This window comes from Citrobacter sp. Ce104 (genome assembly GCF_030334595.1).
In the GTDB taxonomy this organism is placed as follows: Bacteria; Pseudomonadota; Gammaproteobacteria; order Enterobacterales; family Enterobacteriaceae; genus Citrobacter; species Citrobacter europaeus.
Genome location: NZ_JAOWDP010000068.1, coordinates 600,738 through 622,439, shown reverse-complemented (window position 1 = coordinate 622,439; position 21,702 = coordinate 600,738). Strand labels below are relative to the sequence as shown.

Here is a 21,702-nt window from a genome sequence, read left to right as displayed (position 1 = left end):
GGTAGCCCAATACATGAACACTATGAACGTAATTATTGCCGATGACCACCCGATTGTACTGTTCGGTATTCGTAAATCACTTGAGCAAATCGAGTGGGTAAACGTTGTCGGCGAATTTGAAGACTCCACTGCACTGATCAACAATTTGCCTAAGTTAGATGCTCATGTGTTGATTACCGACCTCTCCATGCCGGGAGATAAATACGGTGACGGGATCACGTTAATTAAGTATATCAAGCGCCATTTCCCGAGCCTGTCGATTATCGTTCTGACGATGAACAATAACCCGGCAATCCTGAGCGCGGTGCTGGATCTTGATATTGAAGGGATTGTCCTGAAGCAAGGTGCGCCAACCGATCTGCCGAAAGCGCTTGCCGCACTGCAGAAAGGTAAGAAATTCACCCCGGAAAGCGTTTCTCGTCTGTTGGAAAAAATCAGCGCCAGCGGCTACGGTGACAAACGTCTGTCTCCGAAAGAGAGTGAAGTTCTGCGTCTGTTTGCCGAAGGTTTCCTGGTTACTGAAATCGCGAAAAAACTCAACCGCAGTATTAAAACCATCAGCAGCCAGAAAAAGTCGGCAATGATGAAACTCGGTGTGGAAAACGATATCGCCCTGTTGAATTACCTCTCTTCCGTAACGCTGAGTCCCTCAGACAAAGAGTAATTCTATTAGCACAAAAGTGCCTGATGGCACGCCGTTTATCAGGCCTACGAATGACACTGCGTGGTGCGTGTTCCGTAGGCCGGATAAGGCAAACGCCGCCATCCGGCATCTGTTATTCCCGCGCCTTCCTCACCCTTTCCGCATAGACCGTCAGCGTTTGCTTCAATACGTCCAACGTCACTGGCTTAGACAGACAGCTATCCATACCTGACTCAAGACAACGCTGCTTCTCTTCGGCCAGCGCGTTGGCCGTCACGCCGACAACCGGCAGCGTTAACCCTAGCTGGCGAATACGCTGCGTCAGGCGATAACCATCCATGTTCGGCATGTTGACGTCGCTCAGTACGATGTCGATATGGTTTTTACTCAGTACATTGAGTGCATCCACGCCGTCATTCGCGGTTTTACACTGGTATCCCAACGATCCCAACTGATCGGCCAGTAAACGTCGGTTGATCGGATGATCGTCGACCACCAGAATCATCATGTCATCGTTCGTTGCCCCTACTTTATCCGGGGCTGGTAGCGCAGTGGAAAGCTCTTCACTGTTCAGCTCAACGCTGTAGATATGCGCCAGCAGCGCAGGCAGCTCGTGAGGTGATGCCACGCTGTGCACCCACTCCCCAGGCACTCTTTCCAGTGGAATACCGATATGACGGCGGCAGAAAATCACCGCGGCGCGTCCCTGCCACGGCTGGTCCAGCACATCGTCAGCAATTAGCAGGTCATCCGCATCCGGTTGTTGCCCCTCATAACGCAGTACGGTCATCCCGTTACGCGTCAGGCTGGATTCAACAAACTGGTACAGCGACGCGTTACGCACCGCCAGCCAGCAACGCTTGCTGACAAGCCCATCGATACCTTTATTCAGTGGATACTGCGCGCCATAAAGCGGAATACGCAGCATAAACTGACTCCCCATTCCCGGTTCAGAATCGACGGAAATGTCTCCATCCATCATGCTGATCAGTTTTTCACAGATAGCCAAACCAAGTCCGGTTCCCTGGAAATTACGCTGGACGCCGGTTCCCACCTGGAAGAAAGGATCGAACAACCGGACGACCTCTTTGGCAGGGATCCCAACCCCGGTATCACGTACGCGAATACTGAGATAGTCGCCGTTACACTGCACGTGCAGCACAATGCAGCCGGTATCGGTAAACTTGATAGCATTACTCAACAGATTGGAAATTACCTGCTGTAAACGCATCGGGTCGCCATTGAGCACCACCGGTACATTTGGGTCGATAAAGCAGTACAAGCCCAGTTGCTTGCGGACCACCAGCGGCAGATAGTTAGCCGTAATATGATTCATGACTTCACGCGGTGAAAACTCGCGCGGTTCAATCTTCAGCTGTTCAGATTCAATTTTCGAGAAATCGAGAATATCGCTGATAATTTTCAACAGCAGGCTGGAAGAGTTGTTCATCGCCGTCACCAGGCGATCCACCCCGTTGGGTAACTCTTTGGTTTGCAACAAATCGAGGTTACCGATAATACCGTACAGCGGCGTACGCAGCTCGTGGCTCACCGTCGCAAGGAACATCGATTTGGACTGGCTCGCCTGCTCCGCCGCCTGCGCCATCTCCTGCAACGACTCTTCCATTTTTACGCGCGCGCTGACGTCAACCAGCACGCAAATCGCTACGTTTTCATTACGATAGCGCGAGTGCACAAAGCTGATTTGCAGATTGGTATTGTTACTGGTCAGTACATCGACAAAATTGACCTGCTGGCCGCAGATAATTTGCGTCAACCGCTGCCGGTCTTCATGCGTCAGCATGTTGAGATAGGTGTGCGCCAGCTCATTACTCAGGATGTTAATGCCATCTATCGTACGCAGAATACAAATACCAACCGGCGCGGAAGCCACGATTTTACGGTTAAACTGCTCGTGCTCTTCCAGGCGCTGAGCATCGCTTTCCGCCGGAATAAAAATACGTCGCTCATACATACGCGTGAGCATAAATAACGCCGCACCAACCAGCACATTCAGTAGGATCGCGTTCAGGATCATCATGCGGATCCGCTCCAGCACCAGGTCGACCGGTACGGAATACACAATGCTCAGCGATGAAGGAGGCAGGTTTTTCTTCAGCACCAGATCGCGAAAACCTGGGGTATAACCAAACCAGGAGCGCTCCTGCATCCAGCGTGGTTCAGCCTTAATATTGCCCTCAGGGCCGGTGAGCGAAATGAGCGCGTGACCATTTTCATCAAGAATGGTCACGCCCATTGGCAAACTGCCCGGCGTGAAGAAGTTTTCCATACGAATAGGTTGTTCGACGCCGAGCAGCGCTTGCAGACGATTGGCGAGATAAACCGGCGTCAGCGCATAGAAATACCCCACGCCCGGACGCGGCCCCTGGCTAATCCAGAACAAGTTATTACCATTTTCGTCCTGCGTAGCATTGCGATACTTAATAATGCGCTCGTGTAGCGCCTTCAGCGCCTCGTCACGTTCAACCGGCATATCACGCAGGCCGAAATTAGCCATACAAAGGTTGTCGCTGCCGATCAGGAACACGCGATTCAAATCATAGGCGGCGGAAAAGTTGTCGCGCCAGTAGCGCATAAACCACGCCAGCGATTCCAGCGATCCCCGCCAGGCGTTGCCCATCACCGAGCAGTCGGAGTCGGCAAACAGCGGCTCAAAGTTTGGCACAACGGTTTTATCATCACGCGACCGCAACGACATCACGCCGTTTTCCGCCGTTAAACGATTCTCAGCGATATATTTCAGCTCTTTAATTACATCAGAGGTGCGCTGAATGTAACGTTGGGCCTGATCGGAGCTGAGGTTAAGCTCCTGATGGATCTCAGATTCTCTCTGGTGCAGCGCATTCACGATGTAGAAAACGGAAGCGAACGCAATTAAAAACCAGATCAGGAGCGCCAGGGCTCTGAACAGGTAGCGTGAGACTTTTAGCGTTGAATGAACGGAAGCAAGGTATTTCAAAGGGGCGAAGCTCCGCCTCAGGGCATTAATAGAGTGTGGTTAAGGTAGCGGTAAATGTCTTTTGTCGCAATGCCATTAAAAAAAGGGCCGGATTTCTCCGGCCCCCTTATAACATCTCAATTACTCTTCAGCGTCGTCCGCTGCATCGTCATCGCTTTCCGCTTCAGGCGCGATATCCTCGTCCCCTTCAGCAGCACTGCCGTCGATGGAGTCGAGCTCTTCATCATCAACAGGTTCAGCCACGCGTTGCAGACCCACTACGTTTTCATCTTCCGCAGTACGGATGAGGATAACACCCTGGGTATTACGCCCTACTACGCTGATTTCCGACACGCGAGTACGCACCAGCGTACCTGCATCGGTGATCATCATGATCTGGTCGGTATCTTCAACCTGCACTGCGCCAACAACGGAACCGTTGCGCTCGGTGACTTTGATGGAGATAACGCCCTGGGTCGCACGAGACTTGGTCGGATACTCTTCCGCCGCCGTACGTTTACCGTAGCCGTTCTGGGTAACGGTCAGAATTGCGCCTTCACCGCGTGGAACGATCAGCGATACCACGCTGTCGCTTTCCGCCAGTTTGATACCACGTACGCCGGTCGCGGTACGACCCATTGCACGAACGGCATCTTCTTTAAAGCGCACAACTTTACCCGCGGCAGAGAACAGCATGACTTCGTCACTACCGGACGTCAGGTCAACGCCAATCAGTTCGTCGCCTTCGTTCAGGTTAACCGCAATGATACCGGCAGAACGCGGACGGCTGAACTCGGTCAGCGCCGTTTTCTTCACGGTACCGCTGGCGGTTGCCATGAAGACGTTAACACCCTCTTCGTACTCGCGTACCGGCAGAATTGCGGTGATACGCTCGTTCGCTTCCAGCGGCAGCAGGTTGACGATTGGACGTCCACGCGCTCCACGGCTCGCTTCCGGCAGCTGATAAACCTTCATCCAGTACAAACGACCACGGCTGGAGAAGCAGAGGATCGTATCATGGGTGTTAGCCACCAGCAGGCGGTCGATAAAGTCTTCTTCTTTAATACGTGCTGCAGATTTGCCTTTACCGCCACGACGCTGCGCTTCGTAATCGGTTAACGGCTGATATTTCACGTAACCCTGATGAGACAAGGTCACGACAACATCTTCCTGGCTAATCAGATCTTCGATGTTGATGTCAGCACTGTTCGCGGTGATTTCGGTACGACGTTCGTCGCCGAACTGCTCGCGAATCAGCTCCATCTCTTCACGGATAACTTCCATCAGACGATCGGCGCTGCCCAAAATGTGCAGCAGTTCAGCGATCTGCTCCAGCAGCTCTTTGTATTCGTCGAGCAGTTTTTCATGCTCAAGGCCAGTCAGTTTCTGCAGACGCAAATCCAGAATCGCCTGGGCCTGCTGTTCAGTCAGGTAGTACTGACCATCACGCACGCCAAATTCCGGCTCCAGCCACTCAGGACGCGCGGCGTCATCACCGGCACGTTCCAGCATGGCAGAAACGTTGCCCAGCTCCCACGAACGCGCGACCAGCGCTGCTTTCGCTTCTGCCGGAGTCGGCGCTCGGCGGATCAGTTCGATGATCGGATCGATGTTCGCCAGCGCAATCGCCAGTGCTTCAAGAATGTGTGCACGGTCGCGAGCTTTACGCAGTTCAAAGATAGTACGGCGGGTTACGACTTCACGGCGGTGACGTACGAACGCGGCGATAATATCTTTCAGGTTCATGATCTTCGGCTGACCATGGTGCAGAGCAACCATGTTGATACCGAAGGAAACCTGCAGTTGAGTCTGGGAGTAAAGGTTGTTCAGAACCACTTCCCCGACCGCGTCGCGTTTCACTTCAATCACGATGCGCATACCGTCTTTGTCAGACTCGTCACGCAGCGCGCTGATACCTTCAACGCGTTTGTCTTTTACCAGCTCGGCGATTTTCTCGATCAGGCGCGCTTTGTTCACCTGATACGGAATTTCATGGACTATGATGGTTTCGCGGCCAGTTTTGGCATCCGCTTCGACTTCTGCGCGTGCGCGAATGTACACTTTGCCACGGCCGGTACGGTAGGCTTCTTCGATACCACGACGACCGTTAATGATCGCGGCGGTCGGGAAGTCCGGACCCGGAATATGTTCCATCAGCCCTTCAATGCTGATGTCTTCATCGTCAATGTATGCCAGACAGCCGTTGATCACTTCCGTCAGGTTGTGCGGCGGAATGTTGGTTGCCATACCTACCGCGATACCGGACGAACCGTTCACCAGCAGGTTAGGAATTTTGGTCGGCATGACGTCAGGAATTTGTTCGGTGCCGTCGTAGTTATCGACGAAATCAACCGTTTCTTTTTCCAGGTCAGCCATCAGCTCATGGGCGATTTTCGACATACGGATTTCCGTATAACGCATCGCCGCTGCGGAGTCGCCATCGACAGAACCAAAGTTACCCTGACCATCTACCAGCATGTAACGCAAGGAGAATGGCTGCGCCATACGAACAATGGTGTCGTAAACGGCGGTATCACCATGAGGGTGGTATTTACCGATTACGTCACCAACGACACGGGCAGATTTTTTATAGGCTTTATTCCAGTCGTTGCCCAATACGTTCATGGCGTAAAGTACGCGACGGTGAACCGGCTTCAGGCCATCTCGGACGTCTGGCAGCGCACGGCCAACAATGACCGACATCGCATAATCCAGATACGAGCTCTTCAGCTCTTCCTCAATGTTGACCGGTGTAATTTCTCTCGCAAGGTCGCTCATCTAACCGCTATCCCTCTACTGTATCCCGGATTCAAAGGTCGCAAATTATAACACATTCGCACAGATTCAGGTAAATGGATTCCCCCAGACAGAGGCTTTATTCATCCCGCCAGGCTGATATACTCATTTGCATCGCAAATTTAGGAGTAGAAGCCCCAATGAATGCCGAAAAACCCCCGGTAACTCACAACGTTGACCATGAAGAAATTGCCAAGTTTGAAGCAGTCGCGTCACGCTGGTGGGATCTTGAGGGTGAATTTAAGCCACTGCACCGTATTAACCCACTGCGTCTGGGCTATATTACTGAGCGCTCAGGCGGCCTGTTTGGTAAAAAGGTACTCGACGTCGGCTGCGGCGGCGGCATTCTGGCGGAAAGCATGGCGCGCGAAGGCGCAACCGTCACCGGGCTGGACATGGGTTTTGAACCGTTACAGGTAGCAAAACTGCATGCGCTGGAGAGCGGCATCCAGGTGGAATACGTACAAGAAACCGTTGAAGAACACGCGGAAAAACATGCGCATCAGTACGACGTTGTGACCTGCATGGAAATGTTAGAACACGTGCCGGACCCGCAGTCGGTGGTCAGGGCCTGCGCCAGACTGGTCAAACCGGGCGGCGAAGTGTTTTTCTCCACGCTTAATCGTAACGGCAAATCCTGGCTGATGGCCGTAGTTGGAGCGGAATATGTTTTGCGTATGGTGCCAAAAGGCACCCATGATGTGAAAAAATTCATTAAGCCCGCTGAACTGTTGGAGTGGGTTGACCAGACCGTGCTGAAAGAGCGTCATATGACCGGCCTGCACTACAACCCGATCACCAACAGCTTTAAACTCGGCCCAGGGGTTGATGTGAATTATATGGTGCACACTACCGCCAGGGTTGATTAACCTCTCCTGTAGGCCGGATAAGGCGTCAACGCCGCTATCCGGCATGCTCACGGGAACAATGCCTGATGACGCTCCGCTTATCAGGCTTACAAATCCTGTGCCAGATCATAAGAACTTTCTTCGCCTTAGATGAAGAAATCAGCACTCGATCAAATTTTCTATTTTTTTTCTCAATTATTGACATCCTCGCCAGGCCTTATAAGACGCGCACTTAGCGATTATTACCCTTTTGCAACCTCAATTTAACCTCAAAATCAACTCTTGTACTGAAAAGAATCCCTACTAGAATACTCACCATATAGCGTCTACTTTATCAAACAACCCCTACATATAGTATTTATCCACAGACTTAGTCACAACATGACTTTGTGGATAATATGGGGGATATTTTTTCTTTCACGGACAGGTAAAAAACCACATGAATCAGAGTCTGCTGGTGACAAAGCGTGATGGTAGTACAGAGCGCATCAATCTCGACAAAATCCACCGAGTTCTGGATTGGGCGGCAGAAGGACTGAATAACGTATCGATTTCTCAGGTCGAGCTGCGCTCCCACATTCAGTTTTATGACGGTATCAAGACCTCCGATATCCATGAAACGATCATTAAAGCTGCCGCCGATCTGATCTCCCGCGAAGCGCCAGATTATCAGTACCTGGCTGCTCGCCTGGCAATTTTCCATCTGCGCAAAAAAGCCTACGGCGAGTTTGAACCGCCGAAACTGTTCGACCATGTCGTGAAAATGGTTGAAATGGGCAAATACGACAATCATCTGCTGGAAGACTACACGGAAGAAGAGTTCAAGCAGATGGACTCGTTCATCGTACACGACCGGGATATGACCTTCTCCTACGCGGCGGTAAAGCAGTTAGAAGGCAAATACCTGGTACAAAACCGTGTTACCGGTGAGATTTATGAAAGCGCGCAGTTCCTCTACATACTGGTAGCGGCCTGCCTGTTCTCTAACTATCCACGCGAAACACGTCTGCAATATGTAAAACGTTTCTACGACGCCGTTTCTACGTTTAAAATTTCGCTGCCTACGCCGATTATGTCCGGCGTGCGCACCCCTACTCGTCAGTTCAGCTCCTGCGTGCTGATCGAGTGCGGCGACAGCCTGGATTCCATCAACGCCACCTCCAGCGCGATTGTGAAATACGTTTCTCAGCGCGCCGGTATCGGTATCAACGCCGGTCGCATCCGCGCACTGGGCAGCCCGATCCGCGGCGGTGAAGCGTTCCACACCGGCTGTATTCCGTTCTACAAGCACTTCCAGACTGCGGTGAAATCCTGTTCCCAGGGTGGCGTACGTGGCGGTGCAGCCACGCTGTTTTACCCAATGTGGCACCTGGAAGTTGAAAGCCTGCTGGTCCTGAAAAACAACCGTGGCGTTGAAGGCAACCGCGTGCGTCACATGGACTACGGCGTACAGATCAACAAACTGATGTACACCCGTCTGCTGAAAGGCGGCGATATCACGCTGTTCAGCCCGTCCGACGTCCCGGGCCTGTATGATGCGTTCTTCGCCGACCAGGACGAGTTTGAACGTCTGTACACCAAATATGAAAACGACGACAGCATTCGCAAGCAACGCGTGAAAGCAGTCGAACTGTTCTCCCTGATGATGCAGGAACGTGCCTCTACCGGCCGCATCTACATCCAGAACGTTGACCACTGCAACACCCACAGCCCGTTTGATCCGGTTGTCGCGCCGGTGCGCCAGTCAAACCTGTGCCTGGAAATCGCCCTGCCGACCAAACCGCTGACCGACGTTAACGACGAAAACGGCGAAATTGCGCTGTGTACGCTGTCCGCATTTAACCTCGGCGCTATCAATAGCCTGGACGAGCTGGAAGAGCTGGCCGTACTGGCGGTGCGCGCGCTGGATGCGCTGCTCGATTACCAGGACTATCCAATTCCTGCCGCCAAACGCGGCGCGATGGGCCGTCGTACGCTGGGTATTGGCGTGATCAACTACGCCTACTGGCTGGCGAAAAACGGTAAGCGTTATTCTGACGGCAGCGCGAACAACCTGACTCACAAAACCTTTGAAGCCATTCAGTATTACCTGCTGAAAGCCTCTAACGAGCTGGCAAAAGAGCAAGGCGCGTGCCCGTGGTTTAACGAAACAACTTACTCCCAGGGCATTCTGCCGATCGATACCTATAAAAAGGATCTCGATGCTATTGCCAACGAGCCGCTGCATCTGGACTGGGAACAGCTGCGTGAATCCATCAAGACGCACGGTCTGCGTAACTCCACGCTGTCTGCGCTGATGCCGTCCGAGACCTCTTCGCAGATCTCCAACGCCACCAACGGTATTGAACCGCCGCGCGGCTACGTGAGCATCAAAGCGTCGAAAGACGGTATTCTGCGCCAGGTCGTGCCGGACTACGAACACCTGCACGACGCGTACGAACTGCTGTGGGAAATGCCAAACAACGACGGCTATCTGCAGCTGGTAGGTATCATGCAGAAGTTTATCGATCAGTCGATTTCCGCCAACACCAACTACGATCCGTCACGTTTCCCGTCCGGAAAAGTACCGATGCAGCAGTTGCTGAAAGACCTGCTCACCGCCTACAAATTTGGTGTTAAAACGCTGTATTATCAGAACACCCGTGACGGTGCGGAAGATTCTCAGGACGATCTGGTGCCGTCCATTCAGGACGACGGCTGCGAAAGCGGCGCATGTAAGATCTGATGAATGTTGCCGGGTGGCGCTACGCTTACCCGGCCTACGATTGCACGGTTTGTAGGCCGGATAAGGTTTTTATACCGCATCCGGCGCTCATCCCACAAAGGATTCACATCAATGGCATACACCACTTTTTCACAGACGAAAAATAACCAACTTCTGGAGCCGATGTTCTTCGGCCAGCCGGTGAACGTTGCCCGCTACGATCAGCAAAAATATGACATCTTCGAAAAGCTGATCGAAAAGCAGCTCTCTTTCTTCTGGCGTCCGGAAGAGGTCGATGTTTCTCGCGATCGCATCGACTTCCAGGCGCTGCCGGAACATGAAAAGCATATCTTCATCAGCAACCTTAAGTATCAGACGTTGCTGGACTCCATTCAGGGACGCAGCCCAAACGTAGCGCTGCTGCCGTTAATCTCGATCCCTGAGCTGGAAACCTGGGTGGAAACGTGGGCGTTTTCTGAGACGATCCACTCCCGTTCTTATACTCATATCATTCGTAACATCGTGAACGATCCGGCGATGGTGTTTGACGATATCGTCACCAACGAACAGATCCAGAAACGCGCGGAAGGCATTTCCAGCTACTACGACGAATTGATCGAGATGACCAGCTACTGGCATTTGCTGGGCGTTGGCACACATACGGTCAACGGTAAAACGGTTGTCGTTAACCTGCGTGAGCTGAAGAAGAAGCTGTACCTGTGCCTGATGAGCGTTAACGCGCTGGAAGCCATTCGCTTCTACGTCAGCTTCGCCTGCTCCTTCGCCTTCGCTGAACGTGAACTGATGGAAGGCAACGCGAAAATTATTCGTCTGATCGCCCGTGATGAAGCGCTGCACCTGACCGGTACCCAGCATATGCTGAATCTGCTGCGCAGCGGCGTGGACGATCCGGAAATGGCGGAAATTGCCGAAGAGTGCAAACAAGAGTGCTACGACCTGTTCGTCCAGGCCGCGCTGCAGGAAAAAGAGTGGGCAGATTATCTGTTCCGTGACGGCTCAATGATTGGCCTGAACAAAGATATCCTGTGCCAGTACGTTGAGTACATCACCAACATTCGTATGCAGGCTGTCGGGCTCGATTTGCCGTTCCAGACGCGCTCTAACCCAATCCCATGGATCAACACCTGGCTGGTGTCTGATAACGTGCAGGTTGCGCCGCAGGAAGTGGAAGTCAGCTCCTATCTGGTTGGGCAGATTGACTCGGAAGTTGATACTGACGATCTGAGTAACTTCCAGCTCTGATGGGCCGCGTTACTCTGCGCATCTCTGGCACACAGTTGCTGTGCCAGGATGAACACCCTTCCCTGCTTGCTGCGCTCGAATCGCACAATGTCGAAGTAGAATATCAGTGCCGTGCAGGTTATTGCGGCTCCTGTCGTACCCGCCTGGTAGCGGGACAGGTCGACTGGATTGCCGAACCTCTGGCCTTCATTCAACCAGGTGAAATTTTGCCCTGCTGCTGTCGGGCAAACGGCGATATTGAAATAGAAATGTAGCGCATCGTGGGGAAAAATCGTTACTGACAAAAGAGCCGCCGGTGAACGGCAGCTCTTTATTTCTCCTGCAGGCAGGTATGAAAACGTTGACAGCAGACGGCCTTATCTAGCGGTTTATAACGTTTCATCCTATATGGCCCGTGACCGGAGGTGCGTCACAGGCCTTGTGCCATTACTCTTTATTCAGGAACTTCACTGCTTTGTCGGGGAAGTCGGTGAACAGCCCGTCAACGCCCGCCTTGTTATACAGAATGTCATACAACTGGTTTACGTCAGTAGTGTAATCCGGCAACTGATCGGCACGAACGGTATAAGGATGCACCACCATCTTGTTCTGATGCGCATCCTGTACCATGCCAGTTAACGAGATATTGCCTTTCTTCGACTTCTCATCAACCAGCATGTGGTAGTCCGGCCCAATGCCGTCCGCATACTGCGCAACCTGCTTCATGGCACCCGGTTTAAACATCCAGTCGTAGTTGTAATTAACCCAACTGCCGTCCGGCTTTTTCTCCTGTGTTTCATTCCAGTCAGTGTACGCAATCAACTGTACCAGATTGAGATCCATCCCCATCTTCGGTTCCAGCTCATTCTTAATGCGCTTTAACTCTGCGACATCAAAACACTGCAGATAGACCTTGTCGTTCTTGTCGGTATACCCGTACTTTTTCAGTACTTCCAGCGTTTTAGCCGCAATGTCCTTCCCTTCCTGATGATGGAACCACGGTGCTTTCATTTCCGGATAAATACCGATGTTTTTACCGGTTGAATGATTTAATCCCTGAACAAACTCAATCTCTTCTTCGAAAGTGTGTACGCGGAAGTCAGATTTACCCATCGGGAAACGCCCTGGGTAGGTCTGGACCTTTTTGCCATTTTCGATATCAAAACCTTCGGTAAATTTCAGCGATTTAATCTCATCCAGCGTAAAGTCGATAGCGTAATAACGCCCGTCTTTACGCGCGCGATCCGGGAAACGCTCGGCAACATCGGTGACGCGGTCAAGATAGTGGTCATGCAGGACGACCAGATGGTCGTCCTTGGTCATCACCAAATCCTGTTCCAGGTAATCTGCGCCCTGAGCATAGGCCATCGCTTTCGCAGGCAGCGTATGCTCCGGTAGATAACCGCTGGCGCCACGGTGCGCAATCACGATTTTATCAGCGGCAACCGCTGCGCTGCTAACCACCATACCTGCCAGCATTAGCGCCACGCTGAGACTTTTCAATGTGGTTTTCATCTATTAGCCCCCGTTACGCTTCAGTAACATCTCTTCGTGATGACGTTTTTCGCCAATCATAACGACCACCAGCAGAATTACCGCCAGCACGCTACCGCCAATCATCACCATAAAGCCGCCGTCCCAACCGAAGAAGTCAACGGTGTAGCCGACAATGGCGCTCGCCGCCACAGAACCGCCGAGATAACCGAACAGTCCGGTGAAGCCTGCCGCCGTACCCGCCGCTTTTTTCGGCGCCAGTTCCAGCGCGTGCAGACCAATCAGCATGACCGGGCCGTAGATCAGGAAGCCGATGATAATCATACAAGCCATATCAACGTTCGGATTTCCTGCCGGGTTCATCCAGTAAACGATGGTCGCAATCGTCACCAGCGTCATAAAGAACACGCCGGTCGCACCACGGTTGCCACGGAAGACTTTATCCGACATCCAGCCACACAGCAGCGTGCCCGGAATACCCGCATATTCATACAGGAAGTAGGCCCAGGAAGATTTATCCAGTGCGAAATGCTTCACTTCTTTCAGATAGGTCGGTGACCAGTCGAGGATGCCGTAGCGCAGCAGATAAACAAACACGTTGGCGATAGCGATGTACCACAACAGTTTGTTCGGCAGTACGTATTGCATGAAGATCTGCTTCGCAGTCAGCTCTTCTTCCGCTTTCTCGTTGTAATCGTCCGGGTAGTCGTTCTTGTACTCTTCGATAGGCGGCAGGCCACAGGATTGCGGCGTGTCGCGCATCAGAGCAAAAGCAAACAGCGCGACGACGATCGCACCGAAAGCAGGCATGTACAGCGCCGCTTTCCAGTCATTAAACCAGGCCATGCCCAGCAGGAACAACAGAGGAGGCAGACCGCCGCCCACGTTGTGCGCACAGTTCCAGACGGAAACTATGCCCCCACGCTCTTTCTGCGACCACCAGTGCACCATGGTACGACCACACGGCGGCCACCCCATTCCCTGGAACCATCCGCAGAGGAACAGCAGCACAAACATAATCGCAATGCTCGACGTCGCCCACGGCACAAAGCCCATGAACAACATCACAGCGGCGGCCAGTATCAGACCCGCTGGCAGGAAAACGCGCGGATTCGAGCGATCCGAGACGGATCCCATGATGAATTTCGAAAATCCATAAGCAATGGAGATACCGGACAAGGCAAAACCCAGATCGCCACGCGAAAAGCCTTGCTCAACCAGATACGGCATCGCAAGGGCAAAGTTCTTACGTACCAGATAGTACGCGGCATAACCAAAAAATATCCCCAGAAAAATCTGCCAACGTAATCGACGATATGTCGGGTCGATCTCCGCTGCAGGCAAACGCGCCGTGTGTGACGCTGGTTTAAAAATGCTCAACATAGTGTAGCCTCCGTGGCCGTCTTTCATTCGAAGTAAACACTGCAGTTCGTCATTACTACCCTACCGCTCCCAGTGTGGCCGCGATGTTAAGGAAAGATACATAACAAAAATGTGAAACGCAGCACATATTGTTACAGATTTATGACAAATGTTCATAAAAGCGCATGAAATCACGTTTCATTTTCGAATAATGAGCGATTATGCGCGAAATCAAACAATCCATGTTTTTTATGTGGCTAAATGATAAAAAACGAACTGTGAGGAAAAACAATGAAAACTCGCGACTCGCAAACAAGTGACGTGATTATCATTGGTGGAGGAGCAACTGGTGCAGGGATCGCACGTGATTGTGCGCTGCGCGGGTTGCGCGTCATCTTAGTGGAGCGCCACGATATCGCCACAGGGGCGACCGGACGTAACCACGGCCTGCTGCACAGCGGTGCGCGCTACGCCGTCACCGATGCTGAATCTGCCCGTGAGTGCATCAGCGAAAACCAAATTCTGAAACGTATCGCCCGTCATTGCGTTGAGCCGACGGACGGTCTGTTTATTACCCTGCCGGAGGATGAGCTCTCCTTTCAGGCTACCTTTATTCGCGCCTGTGAAGAGGCCGGTATTCGCGCAGAAGCGATCGACCCTCAGCAGGCCCGCATTATTGAACCCTCCGTTAACCCACAGCTGATTGGTGCGGTAAAAGTGCCGGACGGCACGGTTGATCCTTTCCGCTTAACCGCCGCCAACATGCTGGATGCGCGTGAGCATGGCGCGGTTATCTTAACAGCGCATGAAGTGACGGGACTGATTCGCGAAGGGGCAACGGTTTGCGGCGTTAACGTGCGTAACCATCTTACGGGTGAGATGCAGTCCCTGCATGCGCCAGTAGTGGTCAACGCCGCCGGGATCTGGGGCCAGCGGATCGCGGAATATGCCGATCTGAGCATCCGTATGTTTCCGGCCAAAGGTTCACTGCTGATTATGGATCATCGTATTAACCAGCATGTCATCAACCGCTGCCGTAAGCCGTCTGACGCCGATATTCTGGTGCCCGGTGATACCATTTCGCTAATCGGTACTACCTCGCAGCACATTGATTACGACGATATAGACAGCAACCGCGTCACCGCAGAAGAGGTCGATATTCTGCTGCGTGAAGGTGAGAAACTGGCGCCGATTATGGCGAAAACGCGCATTTTACGCGCCTACTCAGGTGTGCGTCCGCTGGTGGCCAGTGACGACGATCCAAGTGGACGTAACGTCAGCCGCGGAATTGTGCTGTTCGATCATGCAGAGCGTGACGGACTGGACGGATTTATCACCATTACCGGCGGCAAACTGATGACCTACCGCCTGATGGCGGAATGGGCTACCGATGCGGTTTGCCGTAAGCTGGGTAATACCCAACCTTGTACAACGGCAGACACCGCGCTGCCTGGCTCACAGGATTCTACCGAGCATACGCTTAAACGCGTGATCTCGTTGCCCGCACCACTGCGCGGCTCGGCGGTCTACCGCCACGGCGATCGCACCCCTGCGTGGCTTAGTGAAGGTCGTCAACACCGCAGCCTGGTCTGTGAATGCGAAGCGGTCACTGCAGGCGAAGTGCAATACGCCGTCGAAAATTTAACCGTCAACAGTCTGCTGGATTTGCGTCGCCGTACCCGTGTTGGAATGGGGACCTGCCAGGGCGAATTATGTGCCTGTCGCGCCGCAGGTTTGCTGCAACGTTTTAATGTCACCACCGCCGCGCAATCTATCACCCAGCTTTCCGATTTCCTCAACGAGCGCTGGAAAGGCGTGCAGCCTATCGCCTGGGGAGATGCGCTGCGCGAAAGCGAATTCACGCGCTGGGTCTATCAGGGATTGTGCGGTCTGGAAAAGGAGCACCAGGATGAAATTTGATACCGTCATTATCGGCGGCGGTCTGGCCGGACTGCTGTGCGGCCTGCAACTGCAAAAAAGCGGTTTACGCTGCACGATTGTCACGCGCGGCCAAAGTGCCCTGCATTTTTCTTCCGGCTCACTGGATTTGCTCAGTAACTTACCCGATGGCCAACCGGTGACCGATATAGAAGCGGGCCTGAATGCGCTGCGCACTCAGGCACCCACACATCCGTATAGCACCATCGGAACCCGCAACGTTCTGGAACTGGCCCAGCAGGCGCAAAATCTGCTGGAAGAATGTGGAACCCATTTGCAGGGCAAGGTACATCAGTCACATCAACGCGTAACCCCGCTGGGAACACTGCGCTCAACCTGGTTAAGTTCCCCGGAAGTTCCGGTCTGGCCGCTGCCCGCGCAGCGTATCTGCGTGGTAGGTATTAGCGGCTTACTGGATTTCCAGGCGCATCTGGCCGCGGCCTCACTGCGTCAACGCAATCTCAGCGTCGAGACGGCAGAAATCGACCTGCCTGAGCTGGACGTCCTGCGTGATAACCCAACCGAGTTTCGCGCCGTCAATATAGCGCGCCTGCTGGATAACGAAGATAAATGGTCACTACTCTATGACGCTTTATTACCGGTCGCAAAAACCTGCGACATGATAATCATGCCAGCCTGCTTCGGTCTGGCGGATGAACGACTCTGGCAGTGGCTTAACGAGCGCCTCCCCTGCTCGCTGTCGCTGCTACCGACCCTACCGCCTTCGGTTCTGGGTATGCGTTTGCACAACAAATTGCAGCGCAAGTTTGTGCGTCAGGGCGGCGTCTGGATGCCGGGTGATGAAGTGAAGAAAATCACCTGTCAGGATGGCGTGGTCAGCGAAATCTGGACCCGTAATCATGCCGATATTCCTTTGCGACCACGCTTCGCCGTGCTCGCCAGCGGCAGCTTCTTCAGCAGTGGACTGGTCGCCACGCGTGAGGCTATCTATGAACCGATCCTGGGGCTGGATGTACAGCAAACCACCACTCGCGCCGAGTGGTATCAGCGTGACGTCTTCGACCCACAACCATGGCAACAGTTTGGTGTTACGACCGATGCCGGATTACGCCCGTCACTGGCGGGACAAACGATAGAGAACATGTATGCCATCGGTTCGGTTCTCGGCGGATTCGACCCTATCGCCCAGGGTTGCGGAGGCGGCGTGTGCGCTGTCAGCGCTTTACATGCCGCACATCATATTGCGAAACGTGCAGGAGGCCAGCAATGAGCGACACACGTTTTGAAAGTTGTATCAAATGCACGGTGTGCACCACGGCCTGCCCGGTAAGTCGCGTCAATCCGAACTACCCTGGTCCTAAACAGGCCGGCCCGGACGGTGAGCGTCTGCGCCTGAAAGATGGCGCGTTATATGACGATGCGCTGAAATACTGCATTAACTGTAAGCGTTGTGAAGTAGCTTGCCCGTCAGACGTGAAAATTGGCGATATCATCCAGCGCGCGCGCGCCAAATACGACACTACACGTCCGTCGTTACGTAACTTTGTCCTGAGCCATACCGATTTGATGGGTAGCGTATCCACCCCCTTCGCCCCGATAGTGAATACCGCCACCTCGCTAAAACCGGTGCGTCAGTTGCTGGATTACGCGCTAAAAATCGATCATCGCCGTACGCTGCCGAAGTACTCCTTTGGTACTTTCCGCCGCTGGTATCGCAGCGTTGCCGCACAGCAGGCGCAGTATCCGGATCAAGTCGCCTTTTTCCATGGCTGTTTTGTGAATTACAACCATCCCCAGCTCGGCAAAGATCTGATCAAGGTGTTGAACGCGATGGGAACCGGGGTGCAACTGCTGAGCAAAGAGAAATGCTGCGGCGTGCCGCTGATTGCCAACGGCTTTACCGATAAAGCGCGTAAGCAGGCGGTGAGCAACGTGGCTTCGCTTAGGGAAGCGATTGATGGCAAGGGCATTCCGGTGATCGCCACCTCATCCACCTGCACCTTTGCGCTGCGTGATGAATATCCGGAAGTGCTGGATGTCGATAACTCAGGCCTGCGCGAGCACATTGAACTGGCAACCCGCTGGCTGTGGCGCAAGCTGGATGAAGGCAAAACGCTACCGTTGAAAACGCTGCCGCTGAAGGTGGTCTATCACACGCCATGCCACATGGAGAAAATGGGCTGGACGCTCTACACGCTGGAACTGTTGCGGCAAATTCCAGGTCTGGAGCTAACGGTGCTGGACTCGCAGTGCTGCGGGATTGCCGGGACATACGGCTTTAAAAAGGAAAACTACCCGACATCGCAATCCATTGGCGCACCGTTATTCCGCCAGATTGAAGAAAGCGGCGCTGATATCGTCGTCACCGACTGCGAAACCTGTAAATGGCAGATTGAGATGTCTACCAGTAAGCGTTGCGAACATCCCATCACCCTGCTTGCCAAAGCGTTAGGTTAACTCTGTTGCCCGGTGGCGTCCTGCTTACCGGGCATTTTTGCGCATCATGTTCCGCTTAACTGAATACGTTGCAATTGGACGTATTTATCTCTGATTCATCTACGCAAAGCCCCCATTCTCCACATGCAACGTATGTTAGAAGCGGATACCGTCACGCCATCTTCTCTTTCTGGTGACGGACTACCATGGCTAAATCCACCACACCTACACCGCACGATGCGGTTTTTAAAAAGATAATGTCTTACCCCGAGATGGCTCGGGATTTTCTGGATATTCACCTCCCTGTCGCATTACGTGAGATATGCGATATGCAAACGCTGAAGCTGGAGTCCACCAGTTTTATCGAACAGGATCTCCGTGCTTACTACTCAGACGTATTGTGGTCACTAAAAACACGCGAAGGTCAGGGGTATATCTATTGTGTTATCGAACATCAGAGTACCGCGGTACAGCACATGGCATTTCGCCTGATGCGTTATGCCACTGCTGCGATGCAGCATCATCTTGATGCCGGGCATAAAACGCTGCCGCTGGTGATCCCCATGCTGTTTTATCACGGTCAACAAAGTCCCTATCCCTGGTCGCTCAACTGGCTGGATGAATTTGATAATCCGCAACTGGCGCGCCAACTGTATTCAGAGGCTTTTCCGCTGGTCGACATTACCGTAATACCTGACGATGAAATCGCACAACATCAGGGGATTGCGCTGCTTGAGTTGATGCAAAAACATATCCGCGATCGTGATTTAATGGGGTTAGTGGACCGACTGGTCTCGCTATTAGTTACAAGTACCGCTAATGACAGCCAGCTACAAACGCTATTTAATTATCTGCTACGGTACGGTGACGCTTCTCACGTCAGCGGATTTATCCATGAAGTTGCCGAAAGTTCCCCACATAACAAGGAGAGGTTAATGACAATAGCAGAGAGGCTGAAACAGGAAGGTCACCACAATGGGCTGCAACAAGGAATTGAACAAGGGATACAACAAGGATTAGCGCAAGGAGTACGCAAAGGTACACAAGAAGAAGCCTTGCGCATCGCGCGCATGATGCTGGAAAATGGAATTGATAGAGATTTGATTCGGTTAATTACTGGGTTATTGCCTGACGATGTCACCAAATGAGTCAGACAGGGAAGGTTTGTAGCCTTCCCTATCAATCATTAAATCGTGAGCGACTCAACGACTTCGATCCAGCCGTGCTCGCTGGCAACATCCTGGCCGTTGAGCCAACGGCGCAGCATATTGAGGGCCATCATCGCGCACACTTCCTGGCGAATCGGCAAGCTGTAGCGATTAGCGTTCAACCGTACGCGTAAGGCATGCGTCCCGTTAGGCGTGGCCAACGCAAAGTTAATATGTTCGTTTTCGAAAGCCGATATCGCCAGTGCCAGCCCGGCATAGTGATTGCCGCGTCGCTCGGTTACCCAATGCGCCGTTTGCGCCAGCGTTTCTTCCTGGGGAGGCACCACTTCACTTGCCAACAAAGGAGCATTTGCACGCGAAAGCTGTAGCGCCACCAGACCACCGGTGAATTGTTCGCTCAGCGTCAGGCTGTATTGTCGTTCCTGCAATGTGCGGGCGATTTGCGCGGGCAAACCTTCCGTACCTTCGAAAATCATATTCTGCCCGGCAACCCGCTTAACTTCGGGCCACAGCGCCAGCATCGCTTCGCGTTGGGAATCCGGTCCGGTCAGCTTCAGCTCAATAATCGGCATTGAGGAGCGGTAGCCCATTGTCACTCCCGGAGGCAATGGCAGCGGGTCCAGGCTTTGCGCCAGATCGCTTTCTGAGCGACCAAAAGTAGTTAATCGCAGGCATAGCGGAGGTTGAGACAGCGAATAACGCTCACGCAAACGCGGCAGGATTTCATGCTCAACCATGACTTTAAATTCAGATGGTACACCCGGCGTAAAGAACATCAGGCAGCGGTTAAGCTTCAGGGCAAACCCGCACGCGGTCCCCACCGGATTATTGATAAACTCCGCGCTGGCAGGAAGTTCAGCCTGTTTGCGGTTGCTCGGCGCCATTACGCGTCCACGATCGCGGAAATAACGCTCCATCTCGGCGAGCCATGCTTCATGCAGCACCAGCCCTTCGCCTTTTGCCGTTGCCGCCGCCAGCGTGCTCAAGTCATCGCTGGTTGGCCCCAGACCGCCGTTAACGATCAGTACATCGGCATGTTCGCTACGCTCACGCAAGACGGCGACCAAATCGTTAAGATTGTCACCTACCGTGTTGCGACGCGTTAGCGGTAAACCCTGATTAAAGAAAAAATCGGCCAGCCAGGCGGCATTGGTGTCGACGATTTGTCCGTGCAACACTTCATCCCCGGTGGATAACATCTCCACGTTTAACATCGTGTTCTCCTGCTTTTATGATGAAAACACTATAACGCATGGAGGGGGGAAGGCGCGACTGAACGCCGCGCCAGAAATATCAGAAGCTGGCATTAACCCCAACGTACGGGCCGTCAGCAATCGCATTATCACGGTTGCCGTCTTTACCCGCCAGGTTCAGATAGCGATAGCCGGCTTCAATACTCAGCGGGCGCAGGATAGTCAGACGCGCACCGGCATTCGCTTCTTCATAGCTGTCGATACCGCTGGAAAGCGAATCCGGCGAGTAATAGTACTCACCAAACAGACGAATGCTGTCGCCGATCGGCCACTGCAGACCGCCACCTACCGCCGCCGCATAACCTTCATCACCATCGTTTGGATTGGTATAAACGCCTTTACCGCCAACGGTCGCTAACAGTGGACCCAGTGGGATATTCAGACCCAGGCCCAGTCCGGCAACATCACCGTCGTCATCGTTATGCATCCAGTTACCGCTGACAGCCAGACCGGTGGTCTCAGTACCCATACCGAAACCCAGGTTGGTGTAGTCTTCGCCCGCCTGGCCGCTGATGCTAATCGCGCTCGCCGACGCGGAAAAAAACAGCATTCCGGCAAAACCCAACATTAAACTTTTTTTCATTTTCTATCCTTTCCAGCAAGAATCAAAACATAGCCCCAAAACCGGTGAATTGTACTGTCAGATGACGAGGAATCAATGAGCTAAAAAAGCGATGCAACGACATATTGTAACTAAATACTACTCAGAAGATGTGGATAAGGTTAAATTCTTGTGTCATTTATACATGTGAACGTAGCAAATGGCCGTTTTCAACAAACATCCTGTTTTCCCAGCCAAAGTGGCGTTATTCATTGATGAAGCATTTTTTCTAGCGTCAGCAAAAGGTAAGATGCGTGCATGATGGAATTTTTTTCTACCTCCCCTAAAGGACTGAA

General features: G+C 52.9%; 15 protein-coding genes. 9 read left to right on the top strand and 6 right to left on the bottom strand.

Annotated elements, in window-relative coordinates:
- The first annotated feature begins 13 nt into the window (after positions 1–13).
- Complete coding sequence (gene rcsB, locus OGW16_RS21400) at positions 14–664, top strand: response regulator transcription factor RcsB (RefSeq protein WP_003027592.1); 651 nt, start codon at positions 14–16, stop codon at positions 662–664.
- Positions 665–776: 112 nt separating this feature from the next.
- Here the strand turns inward: rcsB and rcsC are convergent, their stop codons facing one another.
- A complete protein-coding gene (rcsC, locus tag OGW16_RS21395) occupies positions 777–3,623 on the bottom strand; it encodes a two-component system sensor histidine kinase RcsC (protein WP_043017015.1) in 2,847 nt (948 codons plus the stop codon).
- 120 nt (positions 3,624–3,743) lie between these two features.
- The gene (gene gyrA / locus OGW16_RS21390) at positions 3,744–6,380 is read right to left on the bottom strand and encodes a DNA topoisomerase (ATP-hydrolyzing) subunit A (RefSeq protein ID WP_047409857.1); all 2,637 of its coding nucleotides are present in this window, start codon (positions 6,378–6,380) and stop codon (positions 3,744–3,746) included.
- Positions 6,381–6,538: 158 nt separating this feature from the next.
- On the opposite strand from gyrA, the gene ubiG reads away from it, so the two are divergent.
- From ubiG to yfaE, 4 genes are all read left to right on the top strand, one after another.
- Positions 6,539–7,267, top strand: a complete 729-nt coding sequence (ubiG, locus tag OGW16_RS21385) for a bifunctional 2-polyprenyl-6-hydroxyphenol methylase/3-demethylubiquinol 3-O-methyltransferase UbiG (RefSeq protein WP_043017017.1) — start codon at positions 6,539–6,541, stop codon at positions 7,265–7,267.
- Between the two features lie 418 nt (positions 7,268–7,685).
- Entirely contained in the window at positions 7,686–9,971 is a 2,286-nt protein-coding gene (gene nrdA, locus OGW16_RS21380; protein ID WP_043017018.1) for a class 1a ribonucleoside-diphosphate reductase subunit alpha, read from the top strand.
- A 111-nt stretch (positions 9,972–10,082) separates the two neighbouring features.
- Positions 10,083–11,213, top strand: a complete 1,131-nt coding sequence (nrdB, locus tag OGW16_RS21375) for a class Ia ribonucleoside-diphosphate reductase subunit beta (RefSeq protein WP_286518799.1) — start codon at positions 10,083–10,085, stop codon at positions 11,211–11,213.
- Positions 11,213–11,467, top strand: a complete 255-nt coding sequence (gene yfaE, locus OGW16_RS21370; protein ID WP_043017020.1) for a ferredoxin-like diferric-tyrosyl radical cofactor maintenance protein YfaE — start codon at positions 11,213–11,215, stop codon at positions 11,465–11,467. Before nrdB ends, yfaE begins: the two co-directional genes overlap by 1 nt.
- A gap of 172 nt (positions 11,468–11,639) precedes the next feature.
- Here the strand turns inward: yfaE and glpQ are convergent, their stop codons facing one another.
- Together glpQ and glpT are read right to left on the bottom strand one after the other, a co-directional pair.
- Entirely contained in the window at positions 11,640–12,707 is a 1,068-nt protein-coding gene (gene glpQ / locus OGW16_RS21365; RefSeq protein ID WP_075145893.1) for a glycerophosphodiester phosphodiesterase, read from the bottom strand.
- 3 nt (positions 12,708–12,710) lie between these two features.
- Positions 12,711–14,069 (bottom strand): glycerol-3-phosphate transporter, encoded by a 1,359-nt coding sequence (gene glpT, locus OGW16_RS21360; protein ID WP_043017022.1) that lies wholly within the window; start codon positions 14,067–14,069, stop codon positions 12,711–12,713.
- Between the two features lie 270 nt (positions 14,070–14,339).
- On the opposite strand from glpT, the gene glpA reads away from it, so the two are divergent.
- The 4 genes from glpA to OGW16_RS21340 all read left to right on the top strand — a co-directional run bounded on the left by glpA (position 14,340) and on the right by OGW16_RS21340 (position 19,531).
- A complete protein-coding gene (gene glpA / locus OGW16_RS21355) occupies positions 14,340–15,968 on the top strand; it encodes an anaerobic glycerol-3-phosphate dehydrogenase subunit A (RefSeq protein WP_075145892.1) in 1,629 nt (542 codons plus the stop codon).
- A complete protein-coding gene (gene glpB / locus OGW16_RS21350; protein ID WP_080626291.1) occupies positions 15,958–17,217 on the top strand; it encodes a glycerol-3-phosphate dehydrogenase subunit GlpB in 1,260 nt (419 codons plus the stop codon). Before glpA ends, glpB begins: the two co-directional genes overlap by 11 nt.
- On the top strand, positions 17,214–18,404 hold the full coding sequence (gene glpC / locus OGW16_RS21345) for an anaerobic glycerol-3-phosphate dehydrogenase subunit GlpC (protein ID WP_043017025.1): 1,191 nt from the start codon (positions 17,214–17,216) through the stop codon (positions 18,402–18,404). Before glpB ends, glpC begins: the two co-directional genes overlap by 4 nt.
- Before the next feature lie 185 nt (positions 18,405–18,589).
- A complete protein-coding gene (locus OGW16_RS21340) occupies positions 18,590–19,531 on the top strand; it encodes an Rpn family recombination-promoting nuclease/putative transposase (protein WP_286518797.1) in 942 nt (313 codons plus the stop codon).
- Positions 19,532–19,569: 38 nt separating this feature from the next.
- Here OGW16_RS21340 and OGW16_RS21335 read toward each other — a convergent pair whose 3' ends face one another.
- Positions 19,570–20,766, bottom strand: a complete 1,197-nt coding sequence (locus tag OGW16_RS21335) for a nicotinamide mononucleotide deamidase-related protein YfaY (RefSeq protein ID WP_286518795.1) — start codon at positions 20,764–20,766, stop codon at positions 19,570–19,572.
- Between the two features lie 79 nt (positions 20,767–20,845).
- Entirely contained in the window at positions 20,846–21,388 is a 543-nt protein-coding gene (locus OGW16_RS21330) for a YfaZ family outer membrane protein (protein ID WP_043017028.1), read from the bottom strand.
- Positions 21,389–21,702 lie beyond the last annotated feature (314 nt).